Source organism: Streptomyces sp. NBC_00250, from assembly GCF_036192275.1.
Lineage (GTDB): Bacteria > Actinomycetota > Actinomycetes > Streptomycetales > Streptomycetaceae > Streptomyces.
The window spans coordinates 8,017,641-8,032,753 of record NZ_CP108088.1 but is presented as its reverse complement, the minus strand read 5'-3'; the positions used below and the strand labels follow the sequence as shown (position 1 = coordinate 8,032,753).

Genomic DNA, 15,113 nt, shown 5'->3' with positions numbered 1-15,113 from the left:
CCCCCGTTTCCCCTTCTCCGATCAGCCGCGTGTCCGCGGAGGTACCCACGTGACCACCACCCCCTCGCCCTCCGCCGCCTCGTCCCGCGCCTCCTTCGCCTCCGCATTCGCCGCGGTCGATCTCGGCGCCACCAGCGGTCGGGTGATCCTCGGCCGGGTCGGCCGGGACCGTCTCGACCTCACCGAGGCACACCGCTTCCCCAACACCCCGGTGCGACTTCCGGACGGCCTGCGCTGGGACGTACTGGCCCTCTTCCAGGGTGTCCTCGACGGTCTGCGCACGGCGGCCCGCTCCGGGCCGGTGGCCTCCATCGGCGTGGACAGCTGGGCCGTGGACTACGGGCTCCTCGACGCCGACGGCGCCCTGCTCGGCCAGCCGTACCACTATCGCGACGAGCGGACCGCCGGAGCGGCCGAGCGCGTATGGGCCTCGGTCGGCCGCGAGGAGCTGTACGGGATCACCGGCCTGCAGCACCTGCCGTTCAACACGGTCTTCCAGCTCGCCTCGGCAGCCGGGAGCGTCCAACTGGACACCGCTCGAACCATGTTGCTCATCCCGGACCTCCTGGTCCACTGGCTGACCGGAGCCGTCGGCGCCGAGGAGACCAACGCCTCCACCACGGGTCTGTTCGACGCGCGCACCGGCACCTGGTCCGGGGAGCTGCTCAACCGGCTCTCGCTCGACCCCGGCCTGCTGCCTCCGCTGCGCTCCCCCGGCGACCGGGCCGGGAACCTCCTGCCCCATGTCGCCGCGTACACCGGGCTCGCTCCTCTGACCCCGGTGACCACCGTCGCCTCGCACGACACCGCGTCCGCCGTGGTCGCCGTGCCGGCCACCCGGCCGGACTTCGCCTACATCTCGTGCGGCACGTGGTCGCTGGCCGGGCTCGAACTGGACGCCCCCGTCCTGACGGAGGAGTCCCGTGCGGCGAACTTCACCAACGAGCGCGGCGTCGACGGCACGATCCGCTATCTGCGCAACATCATGGGCATGTGGCTGCTCGAAGAGTGCCGGCGCACCTGGGACAAGGACGGCCTGCCGGACCACCTCCCCACGCTCCTCGCCGAAGCCGCCCGGTCGGCGCCCTTCACCTCGGTGGTCGACCCGGACGCCCCGGAGTTCCTCGCCCCCGGCGACATGCCGGCCCGCATCCGGGACTTCTGCGCCCGCACCGGCCAGCCCGTGCCCGGCAGCCAGGGCGCCGTGATCCGCTGCGTCCTGGAGAGCCTGGCGCTGGCCCACCGTCGCACCCTTCGCCATGCCGCCGACCTCGCGGGCCGCGACATCACCCGCGTCCACATCGTCGGCGGCGGGTCGCGCAACGAACTGCTCTGCCAACTCACCGCCGACGCCACCGGACTGCCCGTCGTCGCCGGACCCACCGAAGCCACGGCCCTGGGCAATATCCTCGTCCAGGCCAGGGCCACGGGTCTGGTCGGCGACCTCGCCGCCATGCGAGAACTCGTCGCCTCCACCCAGCACCTGCGGCGCTACATCCCCCGGGGTGACAGCGCCGTCTGGGACGTGGCCGCCGCCCGACTCGACACCGCCCCGAGGAACTCCTGATGCGCGTCGCCCTCTTCGCCACCTGCGTCAACGACGCGGTCTACCCCTCCACGGCCATCGCGACCGTCAAGGTGCTCGAACGCCTCGGCGTGTCCGTGGACTTCCCCGCCGCCCAGACCTGTTGCGGACAGCCCCAGTTCAACACGGGCTACCGCCGGGAGACCGAGCCGTTGGTACGCCGCACGGCGCGGGCCTTCGAGGGCTACGACCATGTGGTCACCCCCTCCGGCTCCTGTGTCGCCATGGTGCGGGACAACTATCCGCGGATCGGGCGGAAGGCGCGCGCCGAGGGGCGTGGCAGCTCCCTCGCGGACGCCGCCGAGTCCCTAGTTCCGAGGACGTACGAGCTGACGGAGTTCCTCGTCGACGTCCTGGGCGTGACGGACGTGGGGGCGTACTTCCCGCACAAGGTGACCTACCACCCCTCCTGTCACGGTCTGCGCATGCTGGGCCTGGGCGAGCGGCCGCGCAGGCTGCTGCAGGCCGTGAAGGGACTGGAGCTGGTGGAACTGCCGGGGGCCGAAGAGTGCTGCGGCTTCGGCGGCACGTTCGCGGTGAAGAACGCCGACGTGTCGACGGCGATGGGCGCCGACAAGGTCCGCAACTCCCTTGCCACCGGCGCGGAGGTGCTGTGCGGCGCCGACAACTCCTGCCTGATGCACATCGATGGCATGCTGCGTCGTCAGGACGCCCCGCAACGCGCCCTGCACATCGCCGAGATTCTCGCGAGCACGGAAGAGGAGCCCCTGGCATGAGCGGCACGTTCATCGGAATGCCGGCCTTCCCGAAGGCCGCGCACGAGGCCGTACGGAACGTCACCCTGCGGGCGAACCTGCGCCACGCCACCCACACCATCCGCGACAAGCGGGCGGTGGCCGTGGCCGAACTCGACGACTGGGCGGAGCTGCGCGAGGCGGGCAAGCAGATCAAGGACCACACGCTCCACCGGCTCGACCACTATCTGGTCCAGTTGGAGGAGTCCGTCACCGCCGCGGGCGGGACGGTGCACTGGGCGGCGGACGCCGCCGAGGCGAACCGGATCGTCGCCGACCTGGTGAAGGCGACCGGCGAGACCGAGGTCGTCAAGGTCAAGTCGATGGCCACGCAGGAGATCGGTCTCAACGAAGCCCTGGAGGCCGAGGGGATCTCCGCGTACGAGACCGACCTCGCCGAGCTGATCGTGCAGCTCGGCGAAGACCGCCCCTCGCACATCCTGGTACCGGCGATCCACCGCAACCGGGGCGAGATCCGCGACATCTTCCGCTCCGAGATGGGCAAATGGGGCCGCTCGGCGCCCGAGGGCCTCACCGACAGTCCCGCCGAGCTGGCCGAGGCGGCCAGGCTGCATCTGCGGGAGAAGTTCCTACGGGCCAAGGTCGGCATCTCGGGCGCCAACTTCATGGTCGCCGAGACCGGCACCCTGGTCGTCGTCGAGTCCGAGGGCAACGGCCGGATGTGCCTCACCCTGCCCGAGACCCTCATCTCCGTCGTCGGCATCGAGAAGGTCGTCCCCTCCTGGCGCGACCTGGAGGTGTTCCTCCAGACCCTCCCGCGCTCGTCGACCGCCGAGCGCATGAACCCGTACACGAGCATGTGGACCGGCACGAGCGACGACGACGGGCCGTCCGCCTTCCATCTGGTGCTCCTCGACAACGGACGCACGGACGCGCTCGCCGACGAGGTCGGCCGGCAGGCCCTGCGCTGTATCCGCTGTTCCGCCTGTCTGAACGTCTGCCCGGTCTACGAGCGGGCCGGGGGGCACGCCTACGGCTCGGTCTATCCCGGGCCGATCGGCGCCATCCTCACCCCTCAACTGCGGGGAACGGAAAGCGAGATCGACGCCTCCCTCCCCTACGCCTCCTCCCTCTGCGGTGCCTGCTACGACGTCTGCCCCGTCGCCATCGACATCCCCGAAGTCCTCGTCCACCTCAGGGAGAGGGTCGCCGACCAGGGCGGCCGGGGGCACCGGCTGGAGAAGGCCGCGATCAAGGCGGCGGGCTGGGTCCTCGACAACCCTGGCGTCCTGGCGGTGGGCGAGCGCGCCGCGGCCAGGACCCGCCGGCTCCACCCCAGGAAACTCCCCGGTCCGGGCGCGAGCCGATGGACCGACAGCAGGGACCTGCCGCAGATGCCCGCCGAACCGTTCCGCGACTGGTGGAAGAAGAACCGCACATGACCACACCCCCGGCGCCCTCCTCCCGCGAGCGGATCCTGAGCCGCGTCCGTACGGCGCTCGCCGAAGCACCCGACACCCCCTCCGCCCCGCGCGGCTACCTCACCACCCACACCCCCGACGACCCCGCCACGGTCCTCGACCTCCTGCACGAGAACCTCGCCGACTACCGGGCGCACGTGCACCGCGCCATGGAGCGCGAACTCCCCGCCCTGATCGGGGGGTTGCTGGAGGACCACGGGGCGGTCTCGGTCGCCGTCCCACCGGGGCTGCCCGCCGCCTGGCTGTCGGGCACGCCGGTGGAACAACGCCACACGCCCCTCACCCCGTACGAACTCGACGCAACGGACGCGGTGGTCACCGGCTGCGCCCTGGCGATCGCCGAGACCGGCACGATCGTCCTGGACGGCGGCCCGGGCCAGGGCCCCCGCTCCCTCACCCTCGTGCCCGACCTGCACATCTGTGTCGTACGGGCCGCCGACCAGATCGTCGCCTCGGTCCCGCAGGCCATGCCGCTCCTCGACCCGACCCGCCCCCTCACCTGGATCTCGGGGCCCTCCGCGACCAGCGACATCGAACTCGACCGGGTCGAAGGGGTACACGGCCCCCGCACCCTTCACGTCGTCCTGCTCACGACCCGGTAGGGAGCACCCGTGGAGTACGAAGCCGTCCGGGCGGACTCCTGCCCAAGCGACCGAACTCCCGTACAACCACTCGCCTCGATCATGAGTCTGACTGGGCATCATGCGAGGAGAATCGTGAACCACTACATATCAGGGCTCCGGCTCGCCGCCGCCCTTCTCACCCTGACCACGGTCACCGGCGTCACGGGGACTCTCGTCACCGCCCCGGCGGTCGCCGCCCCCACCGACGCCGAGGGCCGGTGCGCGCCGACCGCCCCGGGTCTGCTGCCCGTCGCGGCCGAGATCGTCTCCACCGGCGCCTACGGCTACGTCACGACGTGCACGGACGAGAACGGCGCCACGGCGCTGGAGTGGCACAAGAACGACGGCACGGTGTCACCCCTGGGCGGGCCGTACGGCTACGACTCCGTCTCCGACTACATCGTGACGGGTGACGGCAGCAGGCTCGTCGCGTACCACCCGGCGACGTCCACGTACGTCAACCACAGCGTCGGCACGATCGGATCCGGTGCCGAGGTGGTCGGCGTGGCCGGCTCCGTCCTGTACGTGAGCGTGCCCACGACCGGCGTGGGCCGGGAGCTGTGGCAACTGGAGAACGTGAACGGCGTCGTCCGGAAGACGAAGCTCTCGAACCCGTACCGGGGCGAGACCGAGACCGGCCACAAGGTGGTCGCCGCGGGCAAGGACGCGAACGGCAGGCCCGTCGTGCTGATCCTCGGCAAGGGGCTGCGCGACACCGGCGGGGACGGGGGGCCGGCTCCGTACGCCTGGCGGGCCGTCGTCCCCGTGGTCTCGGGGACGGTCATCGACCCGGCGTGGATGAACGGTTCGGCCGTGTGGAACGCGGCGGCCACCGGCGCCCTCACCTCGAAGTACGAGGCGTGGACCACGAACGTGGCGGGCAGCCACCAGCTCGTGGTGCGCGGATCCGGGATCGTCAGGAACATCCCGCTCGGTGACATCCCGGGGCAGCCCGTCCTCGCCGGGATCGTCGGTGACTCGGCCCTGTACGCGACCCAGCGCGACCCGCTGGTCGGGCCGGAGGCCCTGACCCCGCTGTACGCGCGGAACGTCGTCACGGGCGCCGCGCGCACCAAGCTCCTGGTGAACTACTCCTCCGTCGCCCACGCCGCCGACGGCAGCCTGCTGGTGCGCGGTGCGACGACGGAATCGGACGGCCTGTTCAGGATCACCGAGGGCCTCGGCGGCACGCCGACCGTCACCCTCGTCGCAGAAACCGGCCGGGTCCTCGGCGTCGAGGTGACGGAGTCGAAGGTCCCGACCGCGGTCAACCTGGAGAAGCCGGTCAGCACGGCGATGGAGTGGGCGCTGTCGCGGGGCAACGCCCGCGTCGACCTGACGCTGACGCACAACCGGTCGGGCAGGAAGCAGGTGACGCGCCTGACGGAGTCCGGGGGTCCCGCGCGCTTCGCCTTCTCGTGGGACGGGCTCCTGAACGGGGCCAGCGCCCCGAACGGCGCCTACTCCTGGCAGCTGACCGCCGCCCCGCTCGACGGTGTCGGCGCTCCTGCCACGGCCTCCGGTGGCTTCACGGTGTCCCGCCAGGCCAACCCCCACGACTTCACCGACAACGGCTCCGGGGACCTCCTCGCCCGCGACGCCTCCGGCGTGCTGTGGAGCGACGACCTGTTCGACTGGCCGGTGAACGGGCAGGCGAAGCCTGCCAAGCGGACGAAGATCGGGCCGGGCTGGAACACGTACAAGCAGATCGAGGCCGTCGGGAACATCGGCGGCGGCTCGGACGGCGACCTCATCGCCCTCGACGGCTCCGGTGTGCTGTGGAACTACCTCGGCAAGGGCGACGGCACCTTCACCACCCGCTACCGGATCGGCGGCGGGTGGGGCGGGTACACCCGGCTCGCCGGCGGCTCGGACCTCGGGGCGGACGGCAAGGCGGACCTCTTCGCCGTCGACACCGCGGGCTTCCTGTGGCGCTACCTGGGCACCGGCGACGCGGCGAAGCCGTACGGGCCCCGGGTCCGGATGGGCGGCGGCTGGGGCGTCTACAACCAGCTGACCGCCGTCGGCGACATCGCCGGTGACGCGGGCGGCGACCTCGTCGCCCGCGACAAGGACGGGGTCCTCTGGCTCTACCCGAGCAACGACCACTCGTACTCCGCCCGCGTCCGCGTCGGCGGCGGGTGGGGCGGCTTCAGCCAGCTCGTCGGTGCCGGAGACGTGACGAACGACGGCCGCCCGGACCTGATCGCGTACGGCCCCGCCGGCACGTACGTCTACCGCTCGACGGGCTCCGCCACGGCGCCGTTCAGTCGTCAGTCGACGTCGCTGTACGCGGGCGAGGGCACCAAGTACACCAACGTGTCATGAGCCGTTCCCAGGGGTGACCCCGGCTCCCGTCCGGTACGGCAGTGGTCTGCCGGACCGGACGGGCGGGCGGGAGTCATGCCTCGCGGGAACCCTCGTACATGGCCTCGACGACCTCGGCGTACTCCCGCTCCACGAAGGGCCGCTTGACCTTGAGGCTCGGGGTGAGTTCGCCGTGCTCGACATCGAGGTCGCGCGGCAGGACCGCGAACTTCTTGATCGTCTGCCACCGCTGCAGATCGCCGTTCACCCTCTGGACGAAGCCCTCGATCAGCGCGTGCGCCTCCGGCGAGGAGACGACGTCGGCATAGGTACGGCCCCCGAGGCCGTTCGATGCCGACCAGGGCATGATCGCGGTCTCGTCGAGCGTGATCAGGGCGGTGCAGTAGTTGCGGCCGTTGCCGATGACCAGGATGTTGCTGACGAACGGGCAGACGGCCTTGAAACGGCTCTCGATCTCCGTGGGTGCGATGTACTTGCCGCCCGAGGTCTTGAACAGGTCCTTCTTGCGGTCGGTGATCCGGACGAAGCCGTCCTTGTCGACGTCCCCGATGTCGCCGGTGTGGAACCAGCCGTCACTCTCCAGCACTTCGGCGGTCTTGTCCGGAAGGTTGTGATAGCCCCGCATGACGCCGGGTCCCCGCAGGAGGATCTCCCCGTCCTCGGCTATCCGGACCTCGGTGCCGGGCAGGGGCCTGCCGACCGTGCCCACCCGGAAGTCGTCGACCGGGTTGACCGTGACGGCCGCACTGGTCTCCGTCAGTCCGTAGCCCTCGAGAACGGGCACGCCCGCGCCGGCGAAGAAGTAACCGATGTCGGCGGCCAGCGCGGCACTTCCCGAGGCGCTGCCCCGGAGCTCACCCCCGAAGGCCGCGCGGATCTTGCCGTAGACCAGCCTGTCGGCGACGGCGTGCTGCACGGTGAGCCAGAGGGGCAGCTTGCGCCTTCCCGTGGCCACCATCTGTTCCTGCCCGGTCCTGGCGTGGTCGCGGGCGACCTTCGCCGCCCACAGGAAGATCTTGTACTTGGCGCCGCCCTCGGCCCTCGCCCTGGCCGCGATGCCGTTGTAGACCTTCTCGAAGATCCTCGGTGCGGAAGCCATCACGGTGGGCCGGACGAGGGGCAGGTTGGTGACGATGCGGTCGATGCGCCCGTCCACCGCGATCACGCTTCCCGTCTTCACCTGACCGGCGATCAGGGCGTTGCCGAAGACATGGGACAGCGGCAGCCACAGGAACTGCACGTCGTCGGGGAGCAGCAGCCCGCTGACCTCCTGCGCGACGGCCTGGTAGGACCAGCAGTCGTGCACCAGGCGCACGCCCTTGGGGCGGCCGGTCGTTCCGGAGGTGTAGATCAGGGTGGCGAGGTGATCGGGCCCGATGGCCCGGACCGCCGTGTCGACCGCGTCCGGATGCTCCTGCAGATGGGCCTCGCCGCGCTTCTCCAGCTCGGCGAGGGTCAGTACCTCCAGCCCGTCGCCCCGGGGCGTGTCCGCGTCGGGATCGGGGTCGAAGAGGATGGCGTGGTCGAGGCCGGGCAGACCTTCGGCGTGGGCGGCCACCTTGGCCAGTTGCTCGGCGTTCTCGACGAAGATCGCCCGGCTGCCGGAGTCGGAGAGGATGTACGCCGTCTCATCGGCGTTGGTGCTCGGGTAGACCGCCGTGGCGGCGCCTCCCGCGCAGGCGACGCCCAGGTCGGCGAGGATCCACTCCACCCGGGTCGAGGAGGAGATGGCCACCCGCTCCTCCGGCCGCAGCCCGAGGGTGAGCAGGCCTGCCGCGATGGCCTTCACACGCTCCGCGGTCTGGGCCCATGTCAGCGAGCGCCACTCCTCGGCGCCGGGAGCACCCTCGTCGGCCGCCACGGGGTGGCGATAGGCCTCGCGGTCGGGTGTGGCCGCGACCCTGGAGAGGAAGATGTGCGCCACTGACGGCGGGCGGCTGTCGAGAAGGTTCTGCGCGGAACTCATGGCAACCCCCGGGCCCAGTGCGCCTGCCAATGACTCATTGACCGGCCGGTAACTTGCGAGTTGTGGAGAGGCTAAGGGGAAACCCGGCGGCGCGTAAGGGGAGCAGGAGAGGAAAATGCTCGACGTTTCACTGACGTCCCGTCAGATAGTTGCGGACTCGGGGGAGGAACCGGGGGACGCCCTCGGGGGATGACTCGGCCGATGACCGGGGGGACGACTCGCGGGACGACTCGGGAGATCCCAGCGCCTCGACCAGCGGGTGCTGGGGGCCGAAAGTGTTGTGGATCCAGAAATCCGGGCGCGGTCCCTTCCAGAAGAACTCCAGCGAGTCGCCCACCCGGGCGATGAGTTCCAGGTTGCCCCCCGGCCTGCCGTCCTCGCCTCCGTAGGTGCTCTGGATCATGGTCAACGCCGTGACCTCCAGCTCCTGCGCCACGAAGTAGGGCATGGTCCACGGCAGGCCGTCGACGCCGTTCCTGCGGCGCAGGAACAGCATCCCGCCGGCCGCTGCGGGGCATGCGAGCAGAAGGTCGCCGGGTTCCGTGGTCCGATCCTGGATCAGGACCGGATTACCCATGGCCCCATCGGTGATCGGGTCCGCCAGCTCCTGCCAATCGGTCGACTCCGCGGTCTCGTTCCAGAGGAAGCGAAGCTCGTCCCCCGTCCGCACGACGAGCTGCAGCCCGTTCCGGCCGCCGCCCAGGACACTCTCCACCAAGCCCACGGCGGCGACCTCGCCCAAGCCCGGGGCGAACACGTAGGGAGTGGTCCATGGATACCCCTCCCTGTCGTTCCTGCGGCGCATGGACATCAGGCCGCCGCCGGCGGCGGGACACACCAGGTGGAAGTCACCGGGGTTTCCGTGTCCGGACTGGACGAGCGCCGGAATGCCGGCCGCCCGTCCGGCGATGGGCGCCGGCAACATATGCCAATGGGCCGGGTCTTCGCTGTCGTTCCAGGCGAACTTCAGCTCCTCCCCCGTTCTGGCGACGACTTCGAGACTGCTCCGGCCCTCACCGAGCATGCTCTCCACCATGCCGATCGCGCCGACCCTCCCGAGGTCGGGAAGGATCGAGTAGGGCGGTCCCCAAGGACCGCCGCGTACGTCGTTCTTCCGGCGCATGGAGACGATCCCGCTCCGCCACCCGGGAAAGACCAGCTCGAAGTCGCTCCGGGTGAACTCCCGCCGCCCGCGGAGAGTCGGGTCCGGCCTCTTCTGGATCAGTACCGGATTTCCGTGGATCTGCGTGCTCTTGGAGGCCTGGGCCGCGATGAGTCGCTCTTCGTCGTGCCGGACGCTCTCGACCGTCCTCTTGGACGTCGGCGTCCGCTGCACGACGTCGAACAGTCGGATGTCGTTGTCATCGCGCACGTACAGGACCGGTGTCGCCCACTCAAGGCTGTCGGGGTCGTGCAGCAGCATCGCGACCCGCCCTTGGTGCACCGCGACGTCGACGGGTCGCCCAAGGCCGACCAGCGCCTGGTAGAAGAAGCGGGAGAAGGCGACCGCGGCACTGTCGGACACCGCGAACTGCATGGCGACCACGGCCGGGACGAAGCTCAGCAGCGCCGCAGCCACGCTGGAGTAGAGGTCGTCGTGGCTCCCCTTCCCCGTCTCACACCCGTTCAGGACCACGAGCTGCGGCTGCAGACTCGCCTGTTGGATGGCCCTGCCGAAGTCATCGCCGTGGACGAGCCGCTTGCGGCCCTGCAGGTCACTGAAGATGAGCGCACCCGCCTGCTGCTCCTCGTCGTACTCGCCATGGCCGACGTAGTGGAGCACATGGCAGCCTTCGGACTTGGCGGTGAACTGCTCCAGCATCGCCGCCCAGTTCTCCACCTTCACCCAGCTGAGTCTGGCGACGCTCCCGTCGGCCAGCCACCTCAGGCTTCTCCGTAGATTTCTCTCCTCGCTCTTCACGTCCACGGGTTTCGCGAACGGCGGCGCGGATACGATTCCCTTCACCAGGACCTGAGGTTCCGTCGAAGTCGGACCGAGCGGGCGGGGCAGATCGACACAACGGACGACCTCGTCGTCGAGGCAGAGATATCCGAAGTCCTGACTGTGAATCAACTCCCACGGCAGCGTGGTCAGCTCCGGGGCGTCCATGCGGAGCATCATCCGCAGACTCTCTCCCCGTGCGGCGGCCTGGCGTCTCCGGTCGGCATAGAGGCCGCTCAGGTCGCCGGGAAAAAGCGCCCCGAAGAGCTCGTCGCCGATCTCCCGGGCGGAAAGGTCCCGCGTGGCGAAGGAGCCCCCTGGCGATCTGCTCGCCATCGAAGTGGAACCCGAGCTTTCCTGGAGCAACCCGGACCGCTCTCTGATCTTTTCCACGTCCAACGGAACATCAGAGACCTTGACGGTGGGTTCGGTTCCTGACGTGGCAGTGACCGAATACGTGCCGTCATGGTCACTCGATATTTCCAGTGCAAAAGTATTGCGTTCCACCACTCTGCCCACCTTTCGGCGCCGAACACCTGGGCAGGGACGCGCTCAACTCTACTCTCGGCGCGATGGACAAGGGCTCCCAAGGGTCGCAAGCTGGAAGAAGAACCGCACTGGCACCGATGCGAGACCAGACCGCGGACAAGCCCCTCCGGTCGGCGTGCTCCCGCCGGTGTACCTCAGATGCCCAGGAGGAGCCATGGCCATGGAGGGCTCACTGGTATTCGTGCACGGCACGGGGGTCCGCGAAGGCGCTGAAGACACCCGGCAGCGCATTGTCGACGGTATGGGCATGCATACGAAATCCGTCACCGCACCCCCTTGGGGCCAGAAGGTCGGGCCGGCCGACCTCAGCGTGACGCCCATCCTGCCGGAATCCGCAGCGGCGACACGTGCGGCGATGGGCGCCGTGGCGCCTGAAGGCAGCGAGACCGAAGTAGCCACCTGGGGGCTGCTCATCGAGGATCCGCTGATCGAACTGCGGGTACGCGCCGCCGCACGTCCCGAGAGGACGGGAACCATCGTCGGTGCCCTTGGGCCGAAAACCGAAGTGCAGCAACGGCTGGACCGAGCCGAGGTGGTAGAAGGAGCGCTCAAAACCGCAGGTGTCACGGTGGAAGAGCTGCGCTCGGCTCTCACGTTCGTTCGCGATTCCGAGGCCCTGAGCGGAGCCGTCCGAGCGATGGTCGACCCTCGCGACGAGAGCAAGCCCGTCGATGCCGGCGAGCAGCAAGCGCTGCTCGATGCCGGCGAGCTGCAAGCGCTGCTCGATGCCGTCTCGCGAGCCGCCGTCGCCTTCGTTCTGCAAACCCACCGCAACGCCGATCCTCCGCGACTGTCGCCCATCGCCCTTTCCGGCGACGAGCGAACGCAATTCGTCGACGCGGTCGGCGTAGCATTGTCCGGAACCTCCACGAGGGGATTCTTCACACGATCGCTCTGGAAGACCCTGGGGCCGCTGGCGATGCGCTTCGGTAATTCCCAGGCCATGGAACACCGGGCGAAGCTCATGGACCCCTTCTCGGACTTCATTCGCGACGTGGCATTCTACATACGTCGTGGGGAGAAGGTCCGCAAGGTTCTTTCCGACGCCATTTCCGAGCTGCCGCCGAACAGGCCGGTCGTGGTCGTGGGACACAGTCTCGGCGGCATCGCCATGGTGGATCTCCTGTCCGGCGACGACGCTCCGCACGTGGATCTGCTGGTGACGGTAGGTTCGCAGGCACCCTACCTGTACCTCTTGGACGCCCTGGTGTCACTGCAGCCCGGCACGACCGCGAAGCCGTTCACTCCTTGGCTGAACATCTACAGCCCGGCGGACTTCCTGTCGTTCCGCGCGGCTCCCGCATTCGCGGATGTGAGCGGAATCGTCGACAAGCAGGTCGATGCCGGTGTCCCGTTCCCCGAATCACACAGTGCCTACTGGGCCCATGCGGCCACCTACACCTTGATCAAAGAGAATTGGCCATGACCGGTACGTATGCGGACAGCTGGGCCTTGGTAGTCGGAATCGACGCCTACGACGATCCGCAGATACGGGATCTCAGCGGCGCCGTGCAGGATGCGTGCGAATCGGTGAACTGGCTACGGAAGGCCGGGGTTCCGGACGACCACATCCTTCTGCACGCCCAGCCGACCGAGACAAGTCGCCCGTTGCTCGACGCACTGGGCGCGGGAGTGCCCTGGCACGATGCCACGGCTCCTGGAATCACGAAATCCCTCGCCAGGCTTCGTACCCTGCGCGGCAGTCACCTGTTCGTATTCCTTTTCGGGCACGGCATCTATGATCCGTCCACGAGGAGGCTCTTCGTCACCAGCGAGGCATCGTCCGACGAACACGATGTCTTCTCCAACCTCTCCATCGATGAGCACATCGAATTGTTCCGGTCCATGGAATTCCCGGAGCAACTACTGATCATGGACGGCTGTCAGAACGTGCCGTTCGACGTGAGCGAGCGGTCCAGGGTCCCCGCAGGTATGCCCTTCCAGGGCTTCACGGCCATGGCCGGAAACACACTGGTCTTCTGCTTCGCGTGCCAGCAGGGTGAGCTGGCGATGGAGATAGAGGGCCGAGGCCTCTTCACGCAGAACCTGCTTCCGCACATCGACACACAGAACCCGACCCCCCACGTCCTCCACCTGGATTTCGACACCGGTGACGTCAGTATCGACCTGCGCAAAGCGGTCACTGACATCGTCGGCCCGGAGGTGACCAGAACCGCTTGGACGGAACGCATCGTCCAAAACCCTGGGGTGCAGGTGTACGGCCCGGGTTCGGCGAAGAGTGTCTGGCCTCTCCACCTGCCTCCGACCCCGGCCGCGCGCATGTCCGTAGCCGTGAAACCGGCTTCCGCCGCCAAGGACGTGAGGACGATAGCCGTACAGGTGGAGGGCACGCCCTGGCGCCGAGAGGTTCCCGTACCCCCGCGGAAGACCGTACAGCTGCCTTTTGAGAACCATCTCCCGCACGAGACGAGCCTGAGCGTGATCTGCGAGCTGAAGGCCGACTCGGGCTGGCGAAAGCCGGCCGAACGCCGGATACGCATCGGCGACAGTGACAGCGAGGTCGTCTTCCATTTGAGGTCGGCCCCGTCGGGGACGCGACGAGGCGCGGCCGCGGGGCACCGACCGGGCGACGGCATATGGGCGTTGCCGACCGCACCTGACACCTACCGGTCATCAAGGAAACCGAAGGGCGATGACAACGCCTGGGTCTTCGTCGGCAATGTCGATTCCACCGGTAGCCTCACCTCATCCACGTCTCCAGAGCTCAGCGACAGCCTGCAGGAGCACCTACGGAATGCATCGAACAGGATCGAGGTCACACAGGAAGAGGTCGGCCTCTACGTTTCCGGACGGTACGACGACCGGGAGCTGCTCATACAGTTCGCCTCGGATGTCGCCTCCACCTTCGCCATCCTGACACCGAATGACATCTCGACGGCGATCCGCGAGTCACCGGAATTCCCGGAAGAAACAGCGATCCGGATCGCGTTGCCGGACGGTGGAACCGGGCAACTGGTCGGCCCTCTCACGGACGCTCCCACCGTCACGGTCGGAGAGACCGGACGGTCCGTACGGGAGATCGAGTCGGACCCGCTGATCGGCGTGCCGCCGGGCCATGTCCAGGTGAGAGTCGACCTGCCTTGGGGATCCTGGTCGGAGATGGTCGAGGTGTTCGCGGGGACCGAGAAGACCGTGCGGCTTCCTCGCAGCGTCGAGAACGGCATCGTGCCGCTCAGGGTGAGCATCCAGTCTGGCGTCTGGGAGAAACTTCCCGGGTTCTCCGTCATCGGTCTCGACTCTCGAACCGACACGTGGCTGGTCACGACCTACCCGGAGGAATCCACGTGGGGGACCTGCGTGTCGGTCCCCGGAACCGGCACCGACACCGGCGTGACCTTCCCTCTGCATCCGTCGCTCCCCCTGGCGGTCGAGATCGGCGAAGGTGCGGTCCGGAGCGGACAAGCGGCCCGGGTGGAACCCCTCTCCACCAGTCCGGATCCGGAATGGGACGACCTCGTGTCGCTGGGGAACCTGAGAGGTCATGCCCCCAAAGACCTGCTCGCGGCGGACAAGGACGAGGCACCCGACCCGGTCCTGACCCTGGCCCGCGCCTACGCCTGCTACGCCGCCGGCGAGGACAGGTACACCCGAGGACTCCTGAGACTCCTGAGGGAGCGGGGCAGCGACATCTGCGACATGGACCTCCTGGAGGGAGCGGCGGCGCTTCGGCCGAAGGGTCGCGACCGGAACGGTCCCGTGCCGAAGTCCGTACGCTCCGCCCTCACGCGCTGGGCCGAGGCCGGTACCGTGCCGGTCCTGCGGTGGGGTGTCGCTCCGGCCGTGGTGCTGGCCCGGAGGCTGGGGCTGGACGCGTGGTGCGCTCAGCTGAAGGCCATAGAGGGATCACTGTCACCCGTGTCGGCCTGGACCGTCTGGACGACCCGGCAATCGCCGTGACGGCC

General features: G+C 68.9%; 9 protein-coding genes. 7 read left to right on the top strand and 2 right to left on the bottom strand.

Annotated features, from left to right (window positions below; translation table 11 throughout):
* Positions 1 to 49 precede the first annotated feature (49 nt).
* The 5 genes from OG259_RS36385 (at position 50) to OG259_RS36365 (ending at position 6,733) form a co-directional block, all read left to right on the top strand.
* Positions 50 to 1,567 carry a rhamnulokinase gene (locus OG259_RS36385; protein ID WP_328946120.1) on the top strand — a complete coding sequence of 506 codons (1,518 nt, stop codon included), beginning with the start codon at positions 50 to 52 and terminating at the stop codon, positions 1,565 to 1,567.
* Complete coding sequence (locus tag OG259_RS36380) at positions 1,567 to 2,322, top strand: (Fe-S)-binding protein (RefSeq protein ID WP_328946119.1); 756 nt, start codon at positions 1,567 to 1,569, stop codon at positions 2,320 to 2,322. The genes OG259_RS36385 and OG259_RS36380 overlap by 1 nt, the downstream gene beginning before the upstream one ends.
* Positions 2,319 to 3,743, top strand: a complete 1,425-nt coding sequence (locus OG259_RS36375) for a LutB/LldF family L-lactate oxidation iron-sulfur protein (RefSeq protein WP_328946118.1) — start codon at positions 2,319 to 2,321, stop codon at positions 3,741 to 3,743. Before OG259_RS36380 ends, OG259_RS36375 begins: the two co-directional genes overlap by 4 nt.
* Complete coding sequence (locus tag OG259_RS36370) at positions 3,740 to 4,384, top strand: LutC/YkgG family protein (protein WP_328946117.1); 645 nt, start codon at positions 3,740 to 3,742, stop codon at positions 4,382 to 4,384. Before OG259_RS36375 ends, OG259_RS36370 begins: the two co-directional genes overlap by 4 nt.
* A 114-nt stretch (positions 4,385 to 4,498) precedes the next feature.
* Entirely contained in the window at positions 4,499 to 6,733 is a 2,235-nt protein-coding gene (locus tag OG259_RS36365; protein WP_328946116.1) for a hypothetical protein, read from the top strand.
* 73 nt (positions 6,734 to 6,806) lie between these two features.
* Here OG259_RS36365 and OG259_RS36360 read toward each other — a convergent pair whose 3' ends face one another.
* Positions 6,807 to 8,699 (bottom strand): AMP-dependent synthetase/ligase, encoded by a 1,893-nt coding sequence (locus OG259_RS36360; protein WP_328946115.1) that lies wholly within the window; start codon positions 8,697 to 8,699, stop codon positions 6,807 to 6,809.
* A gap of 127 nt (positions 8,700 to 8,826) precedes the next feature.
* Positions 8,827 to 11,151 (bottom strand): CHAT domain-containing protein, encoded by a 2,325-nt coding sequence (locus OG259_RS36355; RefSeq protein WP_328946114.1) that lies wholly within the window; start codon positions 11,149 to 11,151, stop codon positions 8,827 to 8,829.
* Positions 11,152 to 11,344: 193 nt separating this feature from the next.
* Here OG259_RS36355 and OG259_RS36350 point away from each other — a divergent pair, with 193 nt between their 5' ends.
* On the top strand, positions 11,345 to 12,616 hold the full coding sequence (locus OG259_RS36350; protein ID WP_328946113.1) for a hypothetical protein: 1,272 nt from the start codon (positions 11,345 to 11,347) through the stop codon (positions 12,614 to 12,616).
* On the top strand, positions 12,613 to 15,108 hold the full coding sequence (locus tag OG259_RS36345; RefSeq protein WP_328946112.1) for a caspase family protein: 2,496 nt from the start codon (positions 12,613 to 12,615) through the stop codon (positions 15,106 to 15,108). Before OG259_RS36350 ends, OG259_RS36345 begins: the two co-directional genes overlap by 4 nt.
* Positions 15,109 to 15,113 lie beyond the last annotated feature (5 nt).

Excerpts from the sequence above, each read along its gene's own strand:
- OG259_RS36360 (WP_328946115.1), bottom strand. The coding sequence starts at position 8,699 with ATGAGTTCCGCGCAGAACCTTCTCGACAGCCGCCCGCCGTCAGTGGCG.
- OG259_RS36350 (WP_328946113.1), top strand. The coding sequence starts at position 11,345 with ATGGCCATGGAGGGCTCACTGGTATTCGTGCACGGCACGGGGGTCCGC.
- OG259_RS36375 (WP_328946118.1), top strand. The coding sequence starts at position 2,319 with ATGAGCGGCACGTTCATCGGAATGCCGGCCTTCCCGAAGGCCGCGCAC.
- OG259_RS36380 (WP_328946119.1), top strand. The coding sequence starts at position 1,567 with ATGCGCGTCGCCCTCTTCGCCACCTGCGTCAACGACGCGGTCTACCCC.
- OG259_RS36370 (WP_328946117.1), top strand. The coding sequence starts at position 3,740 with ATGACCACACCCCCGGCGCCCTCCTCCCGCGAGCGGATCCTGAGCCGC.
- OG259_RS36345 (WP_328946112.1), top strand. The coding sequence starts at position 12,613 with ATGACCGGTACGTATGCGGACAGCTGGGCCTTGGTAGTCGGAATCGAC.